Source organism: Pedobacter polysacchareus (genome assembly GCF_019802255.1).
Lineage (GTDB): Bacteria > Bacteroidota > Bacteroidia > Sphingobacteriales > Sphingobacteriaceae > Pedobacter > Pedobacter polysacchareus.
Genome location: NZ_JAHYSS010000001.1, coordinates 831,447 through 852,058 on the forward strand (window position 1 = coordinate 831,447; position 20,612 = coordinate 852,058).

The window sequence follows — 20,612 nt, forward strand, 5'->3', positions numbered from 1 at the left end:
TGAGCCTGCTTAATTTTGTATCATCAAAAAGATAATAAGATTTATGATCCAGATCATTAGGTGATTAAGGATCAAAATCGTTTAGAGGTTAAACAAAAATGCTGAGCTTAAAATCAGCGCTAAAAAAGATAAAAATGAAAATATTTGTGATAAATGGTGGACAAGCTTTCGGTCATTCTGGTGGTCGCTTTAATGCAACAGTTGCTGCAGAAACAATTCGCTTTTTCGAGAATCAACCTGGTTTTGAAGTAAAATCAACAAATGTGAATGATGATTATGATCCTTTAGAGGAGGTAGAAAAATACACCTGGGCAGATGTGGTCATTTATCATACTCCCATCTGGTGGTTCCAGGTGCCTCATGGGTTGAAGAAATATATTGATGTGGTTTTTACCGTAGGGCACAATAGAGGAATTTATAAAAGTGACGGCCGTTCTGCAGAAAATCCAGCCATTAACTATGGTACAGGAGGATTGTTAACCGGTAAAAAGTATCTGTTAACGACTTCCTGGAATGCGCCAAAAGAAGCATTTACACTTCCTGGAGAGTTTTTTGACCAGAAAAGTGTGGATGATGGACCATTATTCGGATTCCACCGCATGAATGCTTTTACAGGAATGAAACCATTGCCAAGTCTGCATTTTCATGATGTGGAGAAGAATGCAGATGTGGAAACCGACCTGAAAAGATACCGGGCACATTTAGCTTCGCTTTTTATTCCCGACGCTGCCACAGGGAGCTTGCAGGAATCTGAGCTTGAAGCCTCCGCCTTGTAAGAATTGGAGTCATTGAACGGCTTGTTTTATTCGCCCAATTCTAAATCGGCTGAACCTCAAATTTATTCATTTTAGAACGAAGCATTCGACCTGAAAAGGCCCGTTTTCATAGCGAAAGGGGCCTTTTCCTTTGATAGGTTAAAATTTAATTATTTCTTTATTTGCCACCCTTTTAATGGTAACTTAGAATAATAGATAATTCCTTATGTCAAATATTAAACTGATCATTGAAGAGCGAGCGAGTAATATTGGTAATTTTATGGTGGGCAGACTGCTGCCATTCCGGGAAAAAAGAATGGTAGGTCCATTTGCTTTTATCGACCACATGGGCCCTGTTTGCTTAAATGACCATGAAAATCTTGATGTTCCTCCACACCCACATATCGGTCTTTCTACGCTAACTTATCTTTTTGAAGGCAGTATTATGCACAAAGATAGCCTGGCAAATGAAATAGAAATTAAACCCGGACAAGTCAACTGGATGACCGCTGGAAAGGGAATCGTTCATTCCGAACGTACACCTGCATACTTACGTCATTCTGATAAAATGCTTCATGGTTTACAAATTTGGGTGGCTTTACCCAAAGACCTGGAACACATGGAACCCGAATTTTTTCATGTAGAGGCTGAAGATATTCCAGTCTGGGAACAAGATGGTGTCTCTTTTAAACTGATCGCTGGTACTGCTTTTGGAAAGCAATCCCCGGTTCCCGTTTACAGTCCGCTTTATTTCCTGGAATTGAAAACAAAAACGCGTAAAACCGTTAAAATTGGCGATGATTTATTCGGAGAGAGTGGCTTGTACATCTTAGAGGGGGCGATTGAAAGTGAAGGGTTTACCTACGAACCGAAACAGCTGCTCGTCGCTAACGACACTAAACTTTGTGAATTTGTGATGCAGGAAAATACGACGGTTTACATTTTTGGCGGTACCCCTTTTCCAGAGGAGCGTTTCATCTATTGGAATTTTGTGGCTACTTCTAAAGAAATAATTGAACAAGCTAAAAATAAATGGCTGGAGCAGTCTTTTGAAAGAGTGCCTGGAGAAACTGATTTTGTGCCTTTGCCAGAGCAGGGGAGGAGTATAAAAAGTTAGATTTAAATTTATTCTTATGAAAATTGAACATCTAAATGAAAATAAAGGTGGCTATTTTAAAGCTGTAAATGAAGGTAAGACCGCGGCAATTATGAACTATGCCTGGGCTGGCCCGGGAAAAATCGTAATTGAGCATACAGAGGTCAAGCCCGATTACTCGGGACAAGGTTTAGGAAAGGATTTAGTATTCGCAGCGGTAGATTATGCCAGGCTGCAGAAAGTAAAGATCCTTCCGCTGTGTCCATTTGCTAAAAGCATCTTCAATAAGGATGAATCATTGAATGACGTGCTTTTTTAAAAGTTGAACCGGCTACCCCCCGCAATGGCGCCGGTTCCCCCCATAATAGAAATTCATCAACATCCAGATAATGAACGATTCAAATATACAAGCTCCAATTACCAAATAAAATACCTAACGTTAGGTATTTTATTTGGTAATTCGCTGTGTATTAGTAATTAATGCTATTGAATAGTAGTATTAGTGGTTAAAGCGCTCATAGAAGGCGCGATCCAATTCCTCTCTGTGCATGGGATGGGCAAGGCTGATCAAGGCTTTGGCTCTTTGTTTTAAGCTCATTCCAAACAAGTTAACTTTGCCGTATTCTGTCACAATCCAGTGTACATGGCCCCTGGTGGTCACTACGCCAGCTCCTTGTTTCAGGAAAGGAACAATTCTGGAAATGCCTTTTGAGGTGATGGAAGGGAGGGCAATAATTGGTTTTCCACCTTCAGAAAGGGAGGCACCATGGATGAAATCCATTTGTCCGCCAATCCCGGAGTACTGATAAGTACCCATAGAATCCGCACAGATCTGACCGGTTAAGTCCAGCTCGATCGCAGAATTAATGGCAGTTACTTTAGGGTTTTTTCTAATGATGCTGGTATCATTCGCATAAGAAATATCCATCACGCGAACAATAGGATTGTCATTTACAAAATCGTATAATTTTCGGGTGCCGATCATAAAAGAGGTGATAGACTTGCCGCGGTTTATCTTTTTAAGGCTATTATTGATCACCCCACTTTGAATTAATGGAATCACCCCATCGGAAAGCATCTCTGTATGTAAACCCAGGTTTTTATGCCCGGTTAAGTTTTTCAATACCTGATCAGGAATCCCGCCAATTCCAAGCTGCAGGGTGGCGCCATCTTCTACTAATGAGGCAATATGCGCACCGATGGTAATCGTTGCTTCACTGGTTTTTGCAGAATAATCCACCTCAGGTAATTCCTGTTCAAAATGAACCAGGGAGTTAATGGCAGAAATGTGTACAAAACCATCACCATGTGTTCTTGGCATCTTTGGATTTACCTGGGCGATGATGTGTTTTGCGGTATCTACCGCTGCTCTGGCAATGTCTACAGAAGTTCCCAAGGAGCAATATCCATGGGCATCCGGCTCAGAAACCTGGATCAGGGCCACATCAATCGGTAAAAATCCTTCTTTAAACAGTTTTGGAATCTGACTTAAAAAAACGGGAATGTAATCTCCATTCATGCTATTGGCTACCGCCCTGGTATTTGCTGATACGAATAGGGAATTAAAGAAAAAGCTTTCGCGATAAGGGCTTTGATTGAAATCAACATCTCCAAGTGTAGTGATGCTGGTGATTTCTACATTTTTAAGTTCCTGATGTCTTTTTTGTAATGTTTTAATCAGGTGAACCGGTGTGGCGGCACTGCCATGAATAAATACGCGATCACCTGATTTAATGACTTGCAGGGCTTGTTCTGCGGTAGTATAGTTTGGAACATTCATAGATTTTGATGCTGCTTTAAGGAAATTTGGAGTTTGACTCCTTACCTAACAAAAAGGTAAGGATTTTGTGCTAAATCTCTATACAAATCGCCGTAAAGCAGCTGATCTAAATCATGAAAATAACTGACCTTCGTCAGCTAGGCTCCTGCTTGATCCTGGAGCTCTTTCTGCAGTATCTTTGAGGTTTTACCATTTCCGTCATGACTCCATCCCGGAGGATTAAATAGATATTTCAGTTTATTCTTCCATCCAGGTGCTTTTTTAACATCATCAGAAAGTGCAATCAGCTCATGAAAAATAATGTTTACTGCGCCCTGGCCTTCCGGCTGTGTGGTTAAGCCATAGTGGATTTCCTCTTCCGGAATTTCCTCCTGAAAAGTACCGAACCAACGGTCCCATAAAATCAGGACCATACCCATGTTTTTATCCAGGTATCGTACGTTACTGGCATGGTGAACACGGTGATGTGAAGGTGTCACAAAGATATATTCGATCCATGGATGAAGTTTTCCGATGGCCTGCGTATGCACGAGATTGCCATAAATCTGAGTAATCAGGTAGGCAAAAAGTATGTCAAATGCATTGAAACCCATAAAAGCCAGTGGCAAATAGAAAAATACGCGGTATAAAGGTTCAAATACGGTAGACCGGAAACCGGTGGTCAGATTGAAAAATTCCGAAGAATGGTGGGTCACATGCATCGCCCAAAAAAGGCGTACATAATGACCTGTGGTATGTAGCAGCCAGTAAAGCAGGTCTTGTGCCAGAATCAATACGATCCAATACAGCCATACATTGGAAATTTCAAACAGACGATAATGCTCATAACAATAGTCCAATAGGAAGAAAGTGGCAGTTTTCATGGTCAGGTTAACGATAAACGCCACTGCCATCAGGTATACATTGGTTAAAGTATCACGTCCATGATACACTTTTTTATCATGGACGTAACTAAAGTACATTTCAACTAGAGTAAGGATGACAACAAAGCCAAAGAGGGCAACAATGCTCAGGTTTTTGTCTACTAATTCATTCATCTTATGGAATCACTAACGTTCTTTTTTCTGTGGTATGTGCACTGAAAAAGCCGAGTGCGCCACCTGTTAAATTACTCAGTGGATTGGCAGGGGCAGCTCCATTGTCAGAGCCTTCCGCAGCGGACAGACTGAAAAGGTAAAGGTAAACAGAAGGATCAATACTATGCATTTCAATACCTAATTTGTCTCCTTTTTTAAAGTTCCTTGACAAATCATCGGTTTTGTTTTCAAAAATGATAGACGTGGTTACTTCCTGACCAGGAGTGAATTGGTCGTTCATCATGCTGTAATTCCTTTGTCGCCTGCCATTGTGAAACAGCTCAAACCAGTAAAAGTTGGTTACGTTTGCCGGGTCCTTATATTTCACGTAAGTGGTGACTTTCAGGCTGTCAAAATCTTTGGCTTTCAGGTAAAAATCATCAAAAGGAACTATTAAAGGCATGGTGCTGGAAGCTTTAAAAGTTTCCCCTTCTACAGCAACAGTCAAATGATAAGTTTGACCTGGAATCCCGGTTAAAGTTGATAATTTATATACCCCCGGACTATCTTCCAGCAGGGTATAAGTAGTGCCATTGTTTTCTATCTTCACTACTGCACCACTCAATCCGCTAAAAGGATTGGTATCCTTAAAGTTTCTGGTTTTGCTGAGTAATACAGTACAGGAACCAGGCTCATTGGTAAGCGTACCTTCAATCACGTATTTTACTTCATTATCCTTGTATTTTAAGTCGATCACCTTTTCACAGGAACCTAGTAGTATAGGGAAAAGCAGGAGGATGTAAGCTATATTTTTCATGTGGGTATTTATGTTGGGTCTTTAAAATTTGAAATCGTAAGAGATGGAAGGAACGAATCTAAACAGACTGGTTTTTACCGCTTCTGTTACATTTGGCTGATTTTCATTCTCACGGAAGGCGATTCTGTAAGCATTTGCTCTGCCATAAGCATTATACAAGCTAAAGCTCAACTCAGAAGAGAAGTTTTTTCTCTTTTTCAAGATGTGGGTCGCGCCAACATCCAATCGGTGATAAGCAGGCATACGGTCTGCATTTCTCTCAGAGTAATAAAAATAACTTTCCCCAAGTAAGGTATATTTCGCATTAGGGAAGGTTACGGCATTTCCGGTTGCAAATACCCAGTTGGCAGAGAAGGACCATTTCTTGTTCAGCTCATATAAAGCCACAATGGAAATGTCGTGTGTCCGGTCTTGTCGGGTATTGTACCAGTCATTGTTGTTGATACCATCTACCTGTCTTTCTGATTTAGAAAGGGTATAAGCCAGCCATCCGGTTAGTTTTCCTGTTTTCTTTTTCAACAGCCATTCCACACCATAAGCACGTCCTTTACCAAAAAGCAATTGTGTTTCTATCGGTTTATTGGTATAAATGTCTGCCCCATTTCTGTAGTCGATCTGGTTTTTTAAGTCTTTGTAATAGGTTTCTATGGTCAGCTCATAACGGTCTCCGTTTAGGTTTTTATAATAACCTAAGGATACCTGATCGCTGAGTTCCGGCTTAATGATGTTGGTACTGGCGGTCCATCTGTCTATCGGCGAAGCAGAATTGGAATTAGAAATCAGGTGTAAATTCTGTGCATTACGTACATAAGATGCTTTAATGGCTGCAGATTCAGAAAGCTGGAAGGAGGCTGCAATTCTAGGTTCCAGATTCACATAAGTTTTCACCACTTCTCCTCTTTTATAGGTAGTTTCTGAAGTCACCTGCCCCGCAGGGTTGATGTCATAATAGGTGCCTTTACCCAGGATGCTGAACGCGGATAAACGCAAACCATATGTTAAGCTGAAACCATCAGAAACTTTCCAGGTATTACTTGCATAAATCGCATTCTCTAAAGAGTAGCGGTTTTCCAGATCTTGAGAAACCATGCCTGAATTGCCTTCTGCACGTACTTCACCTGGTTTAATCGTATGGAAAATAGAATTTAAACCAAAACTCAGTGTGTTGTTCCCATTGATATACCATTGCAGGTCTTCTTTGAAGTTCCAGTCTCTGATTTGAGAAAATAGGGATAAAGAACTTTCATCTTCTTCGGCCTTGATCTTATAATTGTAATTACTGAAAATCAGGGAGGTATTGGAGAATAGCTTGCTGTTGAACAAGTGATTCCAGCGGACAGTAGCGGTCGCATTTCCCCAGTTGATTCCGGCTAGCTGATCGGCAGCCAACACATCTCTTCCAAAATATCCGGATACGAAGATTCTGTCTTTCTCGCCCAGAATATAATTCGCCTTCGCATTTACATCATAGAAATAAAGACTGCTGCTATTAATTGTGGAGTCATTAGAAAGTTTCAGGAAAGCATCCAGATAAGTTCTACGGGCAGAAACGAGGAAGGAAGACTTTTCTTTTTGTATCGGTCCTTCTACATTTAAGCGCGCCGCAATCATTCCGACACCACCGCTGACGCCAAATTTCTGAAGATTTCCATCGTTCATTTTCACATCCATCACAGACGATAATCCACCGCCATATTGTGCCGGCATGCCACTTTTATAAAGCGTTACATTTTTAATCGCGTCAGAATTGAAGGTAGAAAAGAAGCCTAAAAGGTGGGAAGCGCCATATACCGGTGCTTCATCCAGCAGGATCATGTTCTGATCTGCACTACCTCCGCGGACAAAAAAGCCTCCAGAGCCTTCTCCTGATGATTTTACACCTGGTAAAAGCTGCAGTGTTTTGATCACATCACGTTCTCCAAGTACCATCGGAATGTTTTTCGTTTCGGTTAGGTTGATGCGTTCCATTCCCATCTGTGGGTTTTCAATATTTCTCCTTGCGCTGGTAGAGGTGATGCTCACTGTTTCCAGTTCATTGGCATCTTCTTCTAAATGAATATTCAAGCGCATAGGTCCATTCAGGTCGACGGTTTTAGTCATACTGCGGAAACCAATGGCCGAAACTTCTATTTGCTGTGTTCCTTTTGGCAAGCTGATCGAGTAAAAACCATATTCATTACTTAAGGTTGCGACTTTAGTTCCAGCCCATCTTATGGTAGCAGCGATCAGCGTTTCTCCGGTTTTAGAAGAAGAGATCGTACCACTTAAACTGTACTTGTCTGCGCTCTTTGCCGGATTTGCCGCCGGGTCGGCCATCAGCTTTTTTGCTTTCGTCGCGTCATATTGCAGGTGAATCTCCTGGTCCAGCGCATTGAATTTAAAAGGCTGACCAGTAAGTGCCATCGTCAGCACCTCATTTAAGGTTTTATTTTTAGCCTCCACAGAAATCTTTACCTTACTATTGGCCACTTGCTCATTGTAGGTAAATTTCACCTGTGTCAGTTTACTGATCTTGTCTAAAGCAGTTTTTAAAGGTTCTTCTTTTAGGCTGATGCTCAATCGCTTTTCTAATGGTGTTTGTGCATGAGCCTGCATTTGTATCAGGAGTAGGAATAGTAACATCAAGGCAACAACTGCCAGGAACCCTTTAGGTCCGTATTTTTTCATAACTTTATATTAAATGTTGATTTTATTTGCCCTTAAGTTCTCAAGGCTCGGGCATTTGAATTGATTGAAGTATTTGTCCGGTCTTCTTTTCTAGAAACCGGACATTTATTTTGTGATTACATATTGCCCTCCGTCTTTTTCCCAATTTGTTTCCATAACCGTACAGAGCTTTTTCAAGGTTTGTACCAGGTCGTTGTTCATATTTAAATGACCATAGAAACGGTGGTTTTGTAATTCTGGAGCAAGGCTGATCTGTACTTGATACTGCATTTCCAGGTCTTCTGCCACTTCCGCAAGCGGCGTTCCTTTATAATCGAAGAGTCCAATCCTTCTGTCCAGAAAATCTTTGGCATCCGGGAAGTTTATGGTACTCATTTTTTCTTCTTTTTTGTTCACAGATACGCGCTGATTAGCAGTAATGATGGCTTCTGTAGTTTTTCCATTTGCATCAAATGATACGGCGACCTTCCCAGTAACCAGCGTAACATTGATGTCTTCCTGATCGGCATAGGCCGATAAGCTGAAACTTGTACCCAGAACACGGGTGCTGACCTGTCCGGATTTGATGATGAAAGGATGCTCAGCGTCATGGGCCACCTCAAAGAAAGCTTCTCCCTCCAGGCTTACCAAACGATGCGCTCCTTCAAAAGCAGTTGGATAGGTTAATTTACTATGTGGACTTAGCCATACTTTTGTGCCGTCCGGAAGCTGTATTTGTCGGCGGCTGCTGGTCACACTGGCAATTTCCATTTTTGCAGCACCTCCAATGCTTTGCTGCAATTCAGCACGGTAAAAGTAAATTCCGCAAAATAAGAGCAGTACTGCCGCAATTGCTGCTGCATACCTGAGCATCGGATATAATTTTCCAGGAGCAGCCGAATGATTCATTGCTGCGGTTTTCGGTTGGTTTGCCTGTGGCAGGAAATGAGGGATTAAGCCGGTTTCCGGTGCCATCGGAGTCTGATCCCAGGTTGTAGACAATAGATTTTGGAGCTGATCGGCTTCTTTCCCTTTTTGGATAAGGCTAAAAAAACGGTTCAGTTCTTCCGCGGTACAGCGGTTGCTTAAATACAGTTGATATAGATGGGCTAATTCTTCTTTTTCTTCCATGACTACTTACTATACAACTGTAAGCGCAGGTAGGACTAGTTGGAATGAAAATAATTTGAAGAAGCAAGAATAAAACAGATGACCCCACCATTTTTGCGGACGTAGTCCCTGACAAATTTGCTGGCTTCCACCATGTGATTTTTTACGGTGTTTTTAGAAATACTCAACTTTATGGCGATTTCCTCATGGCTCAGTTCTTCTGTGCGCACCATCTGATAGATTAGTTTCTTTTGCGCAGGAAGCTGTGCAACGGCCTCTTCATAGATCTTTCTCAGCTCTTTTTCGAGCAATTTGTCTTCCGTTCGATTGCGATTCTCAGCAATGTGCAGGAATACTTCTTCTTGTAAAGCCTTTTCACGGGCAATCTTCTTCAGGTGATTCAGCACATGGTTTAATGTGATTTTCTTGATGTAACCCTGAAAAGAAAAATCGGTATTGATCTGCTCGCGCTTTTGCCAGATCCTGATGAATACTTCTTGCACAATTTCCTCGGCCGTATCAGTTGATTTGCTCAGCTGATAGGCATAGTTATATACCTTATTTCGATACTGATTGTAGATTTTTACAAATGCAAGCTCATCTCCCTCCTTCAATTTAGTGAGTAGTTCCTTGTCTTCCAGTTGCTCCGATCTTTGTATCTCCATGAATATCCGGCTCAATGTTAAAAAAAATAAACAAGAAAACAGAGGGGGAGATCTTTAATCGCTGCTTACCTGCCGGTCAGATCTACCATAAATTCATCGAATAATCTAGCTTCATGGTCGTTATTCTCAGGATTTTTACCAGAAAGCGTATAATATTCGCCCTTAATGGTAAATTTAAAAGGTGTTTTTTCAATGGCAATTCTGAGGAAGCCATGTTTGTTGTCACAATAATTTTCTAAGACCACCTGCTCCAATAACTCGTTGTCCGTTTGGAAATCTGGCTCCTCCGGATCTGCCAAAGCATGAAGTTCGTCGAAACCACCTGCACCTGCAACCACAAAAGGAAGGGTTTTTCCATCCGGATATTGCTTGGTGAAACGCTGGTAATTGTGCACATGGCCACTAAAAATCAGATCTGGTTTTACACCTGCGGCTGCAAAAGAAGCTTCTAAAAATTCTACCATCGGCATGCTGGAGCCATGATTTACATCCGCCGAATAGGGGGCATGGTGCATACATACAATAATTGCCTTTTCAGAACTGTATTTCGCAGCATGTTTCAGCTCTTTTATAAACCAGTCCTGCTGCTCTTTTTTTATGCAGCCAAACTTTGGTACGTTGGTGTGGAGGCCGATAATGGTGGCTAATGGGCCTTCCATTGTCCAGTATACATTGGGCTGTACCTGGCTTTTTCTGCTGATGCCTGATCCGAAATGAAGCGTAGCAGGGCAAGTATTGCAAAATGCGGTGTAGAAAGCTTCAAGAGGTTCGTAATGTTCGCTTGAATTTGGATTCACATCCGTATCATGGTTTCCTGCAATCGCGTAAATAGGGCCAGGATAGCTTTCATAAGGTTTCAAAAACTGGTCTTCATACTGAGCTGCTTCTCCATAATGGTAAACCAGGTCACCCAAATGATATAAAAAAGCAGGGCGCTCTTCCGGGCAGGCCGCTTGTAAGTACTGCTGGGCCATTTGGCTGGCGATCTGTTTTTGCAGATCAGGCTGTTTGAATCCACCGGTATCACCCACCATGTGGAATACCATTGCCTGCGGTCTAGGCTGATCTGATTTTACCTCCAGATTTAAGCGGTAAGGATAGCTTCCTGTTGGTGATGGCAATGGCTGAAAAGTATGACTGTCATCTACCGGATTTTTTTTAAAAACTGCTTTATAAAGAATCTTTGTACTGATCATCGTCCTATGTTTTTGATTTACTATGAAGTTATGTGGCCCATGTTAACTGAGTATTAAGGATTAAATATTTAACGTAAATTTAATCGAGTAGCCCTGACATACAGCTGTCACTAGTCCCTGTAAATTTGCAGCATCAATCATTAAAGTATTAAAAATTAGAGAATGGAAAAAGTAACCTTAACGCCCTTTTTTGTAGTGGGTATTTCAGTGGAGACCAGCAATGACCCAGGTAAAGCAGCTATTGATATTCCTGCGTTGTGGGCCAGGTTTATTGGCGAAAATATTGGGGCAAAAATTGTTAACAAACTTCGTGATGAGGTATATAGTATTTACACTGATTATGAAGGCGATTTTACCCAACCATACACCACTGTAATCGGTTATGCCGTTCCAAATCTGGACGAAATTCCTGAAGGAATGCGGGGAGTAACTATTGCTGGTGGTTCCTATCAAAAATATGCGTTGAAAGGGAATATGCAGGAAGGATTGGTTTTTAATGCCTGGCTAGACATTTGGAAATCAGGAATATCGCGTGCTTATACTACAGACTTCGAAGTCTATGGCGCTAAAGCCCAAAACCCGGAAGCAGCAGAAGTAGATATTTTTATCGCAGTCGGCTAATTTCAGCAGGCTAACCACCGATTCCATATCTTTTGTTAAATTTGATACATACCTATATTATTTTTATATGATAAATATCAAGAAATCGATTGGAATCCAGGTGGTTGCAGGATCTATGCTGCTGCTTTCTGCCTGCAGCAGTTCCGATAAAAACAAGGAATTGCACTCTGGAATTGTCCTTAAAAACATGGACACCACAGTTGCTCCTGGTAACAATTTCATGGAATACGTCAATGGAACCTGGATTAAAAACACCAAGATTCCTGCGGATAAGTCTTCCTATGGCGCTGGTGCTATTGTGAACGATAAAGCACAGGAAGATGTGAAAGCCATCATCGAGAATGCGGCCAAAGACAAAGCTGCAGAGGGATCTGATCAGCAAAAGATCGGTGATTTTTATGATTCTTATATGAACATGAAAGTGCGTGATTCTATCGGATTAGCGCCAATGCAAGCCGAATTTAAAAAGATTGAGGGTATTGCTTCCAATAAAGATCTTGCTGCTTATTTCGCTTATGCGAACAAAATCGGTAATTACATTCCTTTTAGTGTAGGGATCATCGAAGATTTTAAAGATCCTAAAAAATATATGCTGTACACCTGGCAAGGTGGTTTAGGTTTACCAGAAAGAGAGTATTATTTGCTTCAGGATGCTAAATCAAAAGAAACACGTGCTAAATATGTACTGCACATCGAAAAGATGTTAGGACTTGCAGGTATTCCTGATGGGAAAGCAAAAGCCGCTCAAATCATGGCATTAGAGACTTTATTGGCTTCTAAACACATGAAAAAAGAAGAAACCAGAAATATGGCTGGCCTTTATAATAAATATGCCATCAAAGATCTGGGTAAACTGACTCCTGATTTTGACTGGAGTACTTTATTGACGGAAGCTGGTGTTAAAGGGCAGGACAGTTTGGTGATCACGCAGGTAGCTTATACAAAAGACCTGAATGCGATCTTCAAAAATACACCATTGGATACCTGGAAAACGTATTTGAAATGGAGTGCATTGACAGGAGCAGGCTCGGCACTGACGACTGCAATTGACGAAGAGAACTTCGATTTCTATGCAAAAACACTTTATGGTGTAAAAGAACAAAAACCAAGATGGCGTAGAGCAGTAGATGTGGTGAATGGCAGCCTTGGTGAAATGGTGGGTAAATTATATGTAGAAAAACATTTCCCGCCTGCCGCAAAAGAACGCATGCTGAAACTAGTGGACAACTTGTTGAAATCTTATGAAACCAGCATCAAAGAATTAGACTGGATGAGTCCGGAGACTAAAAAGCAAGCTTTAGTGAAAATCAGTAAATTCACTCCGAAAATCGGATATCCTGATAAATGGAGAGATTATTCTTCTTTAAAAGTAGTGAAACACGACCTTTATGGAAATGAGAAACGTGCTGCTGAGTTTGAATACAAGCGCAACCTGAACAAATTAGGTAAACCGGTAGATCGTTCAGAGTGGGGCATGACACCACAAACGGTGAACGCTTATTACAACCCGACATTGAACGAAATCGTGTTCCCTGCGGCGATCTTACAACCTCCTTTCTTTGATATGGATGCTGAAGACGCGGTAAATTATGGGGGTATTGGTGCGGTAATCGGTCATGAAGTAGGACATGGTTTTGACGATCAAGGCAGTACTTTCGACGGTGATGGTGTGATGCGCAACTGGTGGACTCCAAAAGACAACGAAGAATTTAAAAAGAGAACTCAGGCGCTGATTGCACAGTACAGTGCATTCCAGGTATTCCCGGATCTGAAAGTAAATGGTGCATTTACTTTAGGAGAGAACATCGGTGACCTTGGTGGTTTAAGCATCGCTTTAAAAGCGTATAAAACCAGTTTAAATGGTAAGCCAGCACCAGTAATGGATGGTTTCACAGGTGAGCAAAGGGTATTTATCGGTTGGGGGCAGGTTTGGCTGAACAAATCAAATAATGAATCCTTGAGAAATCAGGTAGGTACAGACCCACATTCTCCAGCTAAATTCAGAGTTAACGGTGTGGTTAGAAATATCCCTGACTGGTATACTGCATTTAAAGTAACTCCTAAAGATTCTTTATATCTGGCACCAGAAAAACGTGTTAAAATCTGGTAAGGAAAGTTGAAGAATTTCGTCTGAATAAGAGCTTCCAGAAAGAAAGCTTCGGCCAGGAAAATACCAACAAAGAAGCCGGTTCTGTACAGAACCGGCTTCTTTGTTTAAAATATAATTTGTTTAACGCTTGCTAAGACCTAGCTGCTGATATAGCTTTCCAGTTGAGAAATCGTCTGTTTTTGATCTTCGATGATAAATTTCACGACGTCACCAATAGAGACCATGCCAATTAATTCCCCGTCCTGAATCACGGGTAAATGGCGGATGTGCCTATTCGTCATGGTCTGCATGCAATGGTCCAGGCTATCTGCTGGGGACACTGTAATTGGCAAAGCCGTCATGACTTCATGGATTGGTGTATCTACAGAGGCTTTTCCCTGAAGAATGATCTTTCGGGCATAATCCCTTTCCGTAAAAATTCCTAATAATTTATGCTCCTCCATTATGAGCAGCGCACTGATATTTTTTTCCATCATTACCTGGAGTCCATCTAGCACCGATACATCGGCGGAAACGGAAAAAATTTCAGCTGATTTAGTGCTGAGTAATTGTTTTACGGTTTTCATAACACATTAATAATTAGCTAATTAAATTTAACGAAATAAAAGCTAATTTCCAATATGTACAGCCGAAATATTTATTTAGCCATCATTGGCAAAATTTCTTCTACGTAGGTACGCTCATTTGCCAATCGGGGAACTTTATGCTGTCCACCTAATTTGCCTTTAGATTTTAACCAGTTGTAAAAGGTGTTATAGGGTGCATTGTGCACTTTGGGTCTGCGGAGTGCCATGTCTTTAAAACGCTTGGCGTCGTAGTCTGAATTCACTTCTCTGAGTGTGGCATCCAAAATGTCGACAAACTTTTCAAAATCATTGGGCTGCTGATCAAATTCTATGATCCATTCATGGCCTCCAACTTCTTCTCCTTTAAAATAAATAGGGCAGGCGGTATAATCCTTAAACACGGCACCGGTTTCTGTACAAGCCTTGCAAATGGCCTGTTCTGCATTGTCGATGATGACCTCTTCGCCAAAAGCATTGATGAAATGTTTAGTGCGGCCGGTAATTTTTATGCGGTAAGGGGATAGACTGGTAAATTGTACAGTATCACCAATCATATAGCGCCAAAGACCGCCATTGGTAGAAATGATGATGGCGTAATTTTTATTGAGCTGCACCTGGTCTAAAGACAAGGTATCTGGATTTTCGCTATCCAGCAGTTCAATAGGTAAGAATTCATAGTAAATGCCGTAATCCAGCATCAATAAGAGTTCATCAGAATTGACTTCATCCTGAATCCCGAAAAATCCTTCCGAAGCATTATAAGTTTCCAGATAATACATCTGGTTACAAGGGATCAATTCTTTGAACTGTTCTCTATAAGGCTTAAAATTTACTGCACCATGGATGTAAAGTTCCAGGTTTGGCCATACTTCCAGCAGGTTTTTCTTACCCGTAATTTCCAGTACCTTTTTTGCTAAAACCAGCGTCCATGTAGGTACACCAGCGATATTCGTGACGTTTTCTTTGATGGTTGCCTCTGCCATCTTTTCCATTTTCTCCTCATAATTGTCCATCAGGGCAATGGAAATGTTTGGCGTCCGGTAATATTCGGCCCACATTGGCAGATTTTTGATCAATACGGCTGATAAATCACCATAAAAGGAATCTTCGTTGAGCTGATTGATCTGGTGGCTGCCTCCCAATACCAGTCCTTTTCCAGTTAAGATCTGGTTGTCCGGACGGTTGTTGCAAAAGATCGATAACAAATCTTTTCCACCTTTGAAATGACATTCCTGTAATGATTCTTCGGATACTGGAATGAATTTACTCCGGTCGCTGGTGGTGCCAGAGGACTTCGCAAACCACTTAATTTCTGTAGGCCAAAGGATGTTTTGCTCACCTTTGAGCATCCTTTCTATATAGGGTTTTAAGGTATCGTAATTTTGTATGGGTACCCTTTGTTTAAATTGTCTGGGGGATAGAATAGAACGGTAGTCATATTTAGTTCCCCATTCTGTATCAGCAGCACTGGAAATCAGTCTCTGAAACCATTCCTCCTGTACATCATGTGGATATTTCATGAAAAGCTCGATCTGATGGACGCGCTTTTTCATATACCAGGTAAAAATCGAATTTACTATAGCCATGTGTCGGGTAATAAAGGGTTATAATTTTTTAGTACGGAGCACGAAGTTTGAACCTAGATATACACGTCTAACCATTTCATTGGCAGCGAGTACTTCTGGTGTTCCGGATTCTAATATTTTACCTTCAAATAGTAAATAGGCCCTATCGGTGATGGAAAGTGTTTCCTGCACGTTATGGTCGGTAATTAAGATACCTATATTTTTTTGTTTTAATTTATGAACGATGCCTTGAATTTCTTCTACGGCAATAGGATCGACCCCTGCAAATGGCTCATCGAGTAAGATAAAGTTCGGACTGGCGGCCAGTGCTCTTGCGATTTCCGTTCTGCGGCGTTCTCCACCGGAAAGTAAATCACCACGGTTTTTACGCACCTTATGCAAGCTGAATTCATTGATGAGTTCGTCTAGTTTTTCATGACGTTCTTCTTTTCCCATTTTGGTCATCTCCAGGATGGCCATAATGTTATCTTCAACAGATAATTTTCGGAATACAGAAGCTTCCTGAGCCAGATAACCAATCCCTTTCTGTGCCCTTTTATACATGGCATTAGAAGTGATGTCTTCGTCATCTAAAAAAATAGTACCTTCATTAGGTTTGATCAAGCCCACAATCATGTAGAATGAGGTCGTTTTTCCCGCTCCATTAGGCCCAAGTAAACCCACAATTTCTCCCTGGCTCACAGAAAATGAAACGTCATTTACAACGGTTCTCTGTTTGTACTTTTTGATTAGATTCTCAGCTCTTAATATCATTTATATCTTAATCTCAAATGTTTATATGGTACGAATGATCGCTAATTAATTTTTATTCCTTTGATGTTTAACTGCAAACGTCGCTGGTCTCTCCAAATGTTTTCTTCAATAGTATAACAAATAGAAAAGGGTTTGTTTGATTGCAGAGGACCTTCATATTCTGCAAGGCCAAATCCAATGCTTTCAAAAATAACTGAATTTTGTTGTTTTATACTCAATTTTAAATGTTTTGTAGCAACAACATGTGGCTTTGCCGCTAAACTCAGTCCATGGCTCACAAAAACAGGCGCCGGATTATGTGGTCCGAAGGGTGCCATCTGTGAAATGATGCGTTGAAACTTGCCATCAATCTGTGAAAACTGAAGCTCGGTATCAATCTTGATTTTCGGCGAAAGCATATCTTCAGTAATGCTGGAAGACACAATTTCTTCAAATCTATCGGTAAAAGCATCAATATTTTCTGGTTTCATCGTGAGGCCTGCCGCAAACTTATGTCCACCAAATTGAATCAGTAAATCCTGACATCCCAATAAGGCTTCATATAAGTCGAAACCCGGTACTGACCTTGCTGATCCTGTCAATAAGCCATTCGACAACGTAAGAACGATGGTTGGGCGGAAATATTTCTCCGTCAAGCGGGAGGCCACAATTCCAATCACTCCTTTATTCCAGCTTTCATGGTAAATTACCGTGGTCTTTTTATGAATTAAAATGTCACAGTCGGCAATTCTTGCCAGTGCCTCAGCGGTAATCGTATGATCTGTTGTTTTTCGATCCGTATTTTGCAGGTTGATGAATTCACTTTGTTCCAATGCCAGGTCGTCTTCTGTACAAAGCAGCATTTTTACGGCCTGATTGGCATGGTCCATTCTGCCGGCAGCATTGATTCTTGGTGCCAGAGAGAAGATCACATCAGTTAAGGTATAATCTTTGTTTTTTCCGGAGATTTTCATCAATGCCCGTAATCCCATGGAAGGGTTGGTGTTTAGTTTAACGAGCCCATGGTAGGCCAATATCCGGTTTTCATCTTCAATAGGCACAATGTCTGCACCGATACTCACCATCACCAGATCCAGGTATTGTTCATATCCTGCTTTTGGCAATTGGTGCTGGATACTATAAGCCTGCGCCAGTTTAAAGCCAATACCACAACCGGCAAGTTCTTTAAAAGGGTAGGGGCAATCCAGACGTTTAGGATCTAGAACAGCGATTGCTGCGGGTAATTCATCGCCTGGTAAATGGTGGTCGCAAATGATAAAATCTACGGATAAGCTATTGGCGTAAGCGATTTTGTCTACGGATTTAATCCCGCAGTCCAGGGCAATAATCAGGGTAATCCCTTGCTGTTTCGCGTAATCAATACCCTGCGTGGAGATCCCATAACCTTCCTTATGGCGGTCGGGGATGTAATACTCAATAGTGTCGGTAAACTGGCTGAAGAAACTGTAGGTCAGCGCTACAGAAGTAGTGCCATCCACATCATAATCACCATAAACCATGATTTTCTCTTGATTTCTAAGGGCAAGGTCGATCCTGGCGATGGCCTTTTCCATGTCTTTCATCAGGAAAGGATCATGTAATTTGGCCATATCCGGCCTGAAATAATCTTTTGCGGCATCAAAAGAAGCGATGCCTCTTTGTACTAAAACTTCGGCTAAACTCTGATCTATATTTAATTGCTGTGCAAGTGTGTCTATGGTTTCAAAATCATCATTTACTGCCTGCACCCATATTTTTTCCATTACTGTCTTTCGTGTTTTTTTTCGAATTATCGATTCTTGCAAGGAAGATTTAGGAATTGCGCTATGACCGCTGTTGGTTTTGACGCTGGTATGAACCGGATTTCAGCCAGGTTCCCTATCTTTGCAATGAATCGTAAATATATCATTTAATTATTTCTTCTTAAAATAACTACGCCATTGCAAGTATTCACTTTGTTCGAAGGCACCTATTCTGTAGATGCCACCAAAAAATTTCTACCATTTAACCCTGCTGTAGATCAGCCAAAAGACCGTCCGGCTTCTCTGTTTATCAATGTACAGCCATTTTTAGTAAAAATGGAAGATCAGTTGATTTTGCTGGACACTGGATTGGGCTATAGCAATGAAGATGGGCAATTGATCTTGCATGAAAACATAAAAAAAGCGGGTTTTGATCCGGAAGATGTGACCCTGGTATTGATGTCTCATTTACATTTTGACCATTCGGGCGGGATGATTCATCATGTTGGCGACAAGATGGAGCTGAGTTTTCCGAATGCTGTCTATGTGATTCAGCGCGGAGAATGGGAGGGTGCTTTTACGAATACTTCCTCTTCTTATCATACCGAAATTTTTGAATTCCTGCAGCGCAATGCGCAATTGGTATTTATAGAGGGTTCCGGACAATTTACGGCAGAGATCAGTTATGAATTAACCGGGGCACATACACCTTTTCATCAGACCTTTTTATTGGATGATGGGACCGATAAAGTGTTTTTTGGAGGTGATGTTTTGCCTGAGCCGGAAGAATTACTCAGGAAATTTATTGCCAAATATGATTTTGATGGCAGAAAAGCAATGGAACTTCGGGAAGTTTTCGGGGAGAAAGCAGCTGCAGAAAACTGGAACTGCTTATTTTACCATGGCAAATCCAGGGCTACAGGTTTCGTTACTTTAACCGATGGGCAGTTTAAGATTCAATAGCATCCTGCTCAATTATTTTAAATAGCTCGGTCAGGCGTTCAATAGAAAGGGGTTTAGAGATAAACCCTTTCACACTTTGATAAGTCTTCGCTTTTTCAATATCATTCTCATATACCGAAGAAGACAGCATATACATGTCTATTTTCTGGTCGAGATTTAGCTGTCCATAAGCATCCAGGAATTCCCATCCATTCAATACCGGCATATTAATGTCGATCAGCACCAGATGTGGCAATGGTTCCTGTAACGAAAGCGTCATGGTGATATAATCAATCGCCATTTGTCCATTAGTCTTGGCGACCATTTCTACGTTAAACCCCGTTTTTTCTACTATTTTTTTTATAATGAAGATGTTAATATCGTCATCATCAATAACAAGTAGCTTAATTTTTGAGATCATCATAAATTTCAAAGGGTAACTGTAAAATTGTTGTGTGTAATATATAAAGTTATGAAATATGTAGCTATGGTAAAAGCGGTATCTGTTATGTTACAAAAAAAAAGGCCACTATACAATAATGGCCTTTTTTTTATGAAATAAAAAGAATTATTTTTTTGCTACCAGTTTAACCGAGAGCTCAAATTCGTCATTGATCATTTTATTTCCGATTTCTGGGAAAATGGTTTTTGACCTGAATTTGATGTCATATTTAGTTCTGTCAACAATAATTTTGTCGGCAGTTGCAGTTACTGAACCATCAGCATTCCAAGCTAAAGTAGCAGGGAAACTAATTGGTTTTGTAATCCCTTTGATGGTTAAATCTCCATTTACAGTTACAGCAGCACCATTTCCGGTTACATTTTTAATCACAAATGTAGAGGTAGGAAATTTGTCGGCACCAAAGAAATCCGCATCCTTCAAATGTTTTTCTAAATTGGCACTATTGTCGGCATCTTTAATGCTGTTCATGTCCAATACAAAATTACCAGCAGTTAACTTTTTTCCATTGAAGGATAAAGCACCTGATTGTAAGTTGATCGTGCCATTGTGACCGCCTGTCAGTTTTTTTCCAATCCAGGTGATCGAGGATTTCGAAGCGTCTACTTTATAGGTATCCGCTTTAAACACCGGAGCAATAAATGCAGAGGTAGTCATCACTACTAATAGCAGTGCTAATGAGGTTAATTTTAGTTTCATATCCTTGTTTAATGGTTGAGTTACAGGCCCGTTTAGACCTTTTAATACATTTAAGACCTAAATATATTAAAAG

19 protein-coding genes are annotated in these 20,612 nt (G+C 40.9%); 6 read left to right on the forward strand and 13 right to left on the reverse strand.

The annotated features are described in order from the left end of the window. The first annotated feature begins 134 nt into the window (after positions 1-134). From K7X70_RS03435 to K7X70_RS03445, 3 genes are all read left to right on the forward strand, one after another. On the forward strand, positions 135-776 hold the full coding sequence (locus tag K7X70_RS03435; protein WP_222535731.1) for an NAD(P)H-dependent oxidoreductase: 642 nt from the start codon (positions 135-137) through the stop codon (positions 774-776). A gap of 205 nt (positions 777-981) precedes the next feature. Further along, on the forward strand, positions 982-1,872 hold the full coding sequence (locus K7X70_RS03440) for a pirin family protein (RefSeq protein ID WP_222535732.1): 891 nt from the start codon (positions 982-984) through the stop codon (positions 1,870-1,872). 16 nt (positions 1,873-1,888) lie between these two features. After that, a complete protein-coding gene (locus K7X70_RS03445; protein WP_222535733.1) occupies positions 1,889-2,170 on the forward strand; it encodes a GNAT family N-acetyltransferase in 282 nt (93 codons plus the stop codon). A gap of 180 nt (positions 2,171-2,350) precedes the next feature. Here the strand turns inward: K7X70_RS03445 and K7X70_RS03450 are convergent, their stop codons facing one another. From K7X70_RS03450 to K7X70_RS03480, 7 genes are all read right to left on the reverse strand, one after another. Beyond that, complete coding sequence (locus K7X70_RS03450; RefSeq protein ID WP_222535734.1) at positions 2,351-3,631, reverse strand: acetyl-CoA hydrolase/transferase family protein; 1,281 nt, start codon at positions 3,629-3,631, stop codon at positions 2,351-2,353. A 137-nt stretch (positions 3,632-3,768) separates the two neighbouring features. After that, a complete protein-coding gene (locus K7X70_RS03455) occupies positions 3,769-4,668 on the reverse strand; it encodes a sterol desaturase family protein (RefSeq protein ID WP_222535735.1) in 900 nt (299 codons plus the stop codon). 1 nt (position 4,669) lies between these two features. Then, entirely contained in the window at positions 4,670-5,464 is a 795-nt protein-coding gene (locus K7X70_RS03460; protein ID WP_222535736.1) for a DUF4249 domain-containing protein, read from the reverse strand. Positions 5,465-5,485: 21 nt separating this feature from the next. Next, positions 5,486-8,131 carry a TonB-dependent receptor gene (locus K7X70_RS03465; RefSeq protein WP_222535737.1) on the reverse strand — a complete coding sequence of 882 codons (2,646 nt, stop codon included), beginning with the start codon at positions 8,129-8,131 and terminating at the stop codon, positions 5,486-5,488. A 105-nt stretch (positions 8,132-8,236) separates the two neighbouring features. Next, on the reverse strand, positions 8,237-9,241 hold the full coding sequence (locus K7X70_RS03470; RefSeq protein WP_222535738.1) for a FecR family protein: 1,005 nt from the start codon (positions 9,239-9,241) through the stop codon (positions 8,237-8,239). Positions 9,242-9,276: 35 nt separating this feature from the next. Next, positions 9,277-9,885 carry an RNA polymerase sigma factor gene (locus K7X70_RS03475; RefSeq protein WP_222535739.1) on the reverse strand — a complete coding sequence of 203 codons (609 nt, stop codon included), beginning with the start codon at positions 9,883-9,885 and terminating at the stop codon, positions 9,277-9,279. 65 nt (positions 9,886-9,950) lie between these two features. Further along, on the reverse strand, positions 9,951-11,081 hold the full coding sequence (locus K7X70_RS03480) for a metallophosphoesterase family protein (RefSeq protein WP_222535740.1): 1,131 nt from the start codon (positions 11,079-11,081) through the stop codon (positions 9,951-9,953). A gap of 162 nt (positions 11,082-11,243) precedes the next feature. On the opposite strand from K7X70_RS03480, the gene K7X70_RS03485 reads away from it, so the two are divergent. Beyond that, the gene (locus tag K7X70_RS03485; RefSeq protein WP_222535741.1) at positions 11,244-11,702 is read left to right on the forward strand and encodes a GyrI-like domain-containing protein; all 459 of its coding nucleotides are present in this window, start codon (positions 11,244-11,246) and stop codon (positions 11,700-11,702) included. A gap of 67 nt (positions 11,703-11,769) precedes the next feature. Beyond that, a complete protein-coding gene (locus K7X70_RS03490) occupies positions 11,770-13,812 on the forward strand; it encodes a M13 family metallopeptidase (RefSeq protein WP_222535742.1) in 2,043 nt (680 codons plus the stop codon). A 137-nt stretch (positions 13,813-13,949) separates the two neighbouring features. On the opposite strand, the gene K7X70_RS03495 is transcribed toward K7X70_RS03490, so the two are convergent. From K7X70_RS03495 to recJ, 4 genes are all read right to left on the reverse strand, one after another. After that, positions 13,950-14,378, reverse strand: a complete 429-nt coding sequence (locus K7X70_RS03495; RefSeq protein WP_222535743.1) for a CBS domain-containing protein — start codon at positions 14,376-14,378, stop codon at positions 13,950-13,952. 71 nt (positions 14,379-14,449) lie between these two features. After that, the gene (locus tag K7X70_RS03500) at positions 14,450-15,964 is read right to left on the reverse strand and encodes a GH3 auxin-responsive promoter family protein (protein WP_222535744.1); all 1,515 of its coding nucleotides are present in this window, start codon (positions 15,962-15,964) and stop codon (positions 14,450-14,452) included. Positions 15,965-15,982: 18 nt separating this feature from the next. Then, complete coding sequence (lptB, locus tag K7X70_RS03505; RefSeq protein WP_222535745.1) at positions 15,983-16,717, reverse strand: LPS export ABC transporter ATP-binding protein; 735 nt, start codon at positions 16,715-16,717, stop codon at positions 15,983-15,985. A 41-nt stretch (positions 16,718-16,758) separates the two neighbouring features. Beyond that, positions 16,759-18,459 carry a single-stranded-DNA-specific exonuclease RecJ gene (recJ, locus tag K7X70_RS03510; protein WP_222535746.1) on the reverse strand — a complete coding sequence of 567 codons (1,701 nt, stop codon included), beginning with the start codon at positions 18,457-18,459 and terminating at the stop codon, positions 16,759-16,761. A 177-nt stretch (positions 18,460-18,636) separates the two neighbouring features. On the opposite strand from recJ, the gene K7X70_RS03515 reads away from it, so the two are divergent. Then, complete coding sequence (locus K7X70_RS03515; RefSeq protein ID WP_222535747.1) at positions 18,637-19,401, forward strand: MBL fold metallo-hydrolase; 765 nt, start codon at positions 18,637-18,639, stop codon at positions 19,399-19,401. Here K7X70_RS03515 and K7X70_RS03520 read toward each other — a convergent pair. Further along, a complete protein-coding gene (locus K7X70_RS03520; protein WP_222535748.1) occupies positions 19,388-19,804 on the reverse strand; it encodes a response regulator in 417 nt (138 codons plus the stop codon). The genes K7X70_RS03515 and K7X70_RS03520 overlap by 14 nt on opposite strands. 144 nt (positions 19,805-19,948) lie before the next feature. Beyond that, a complete protein-coding gene (locus K7X70_RS03525) occupies positions 19,949-20,539 on the reverse strand; it encodes a YceI family protein (RefSeq protein ID WP_222535749.1) in 591 nt (196 codons plus the stop codon). Positions 20,540-20,612 lie beyond the last annotated feature (73 nt).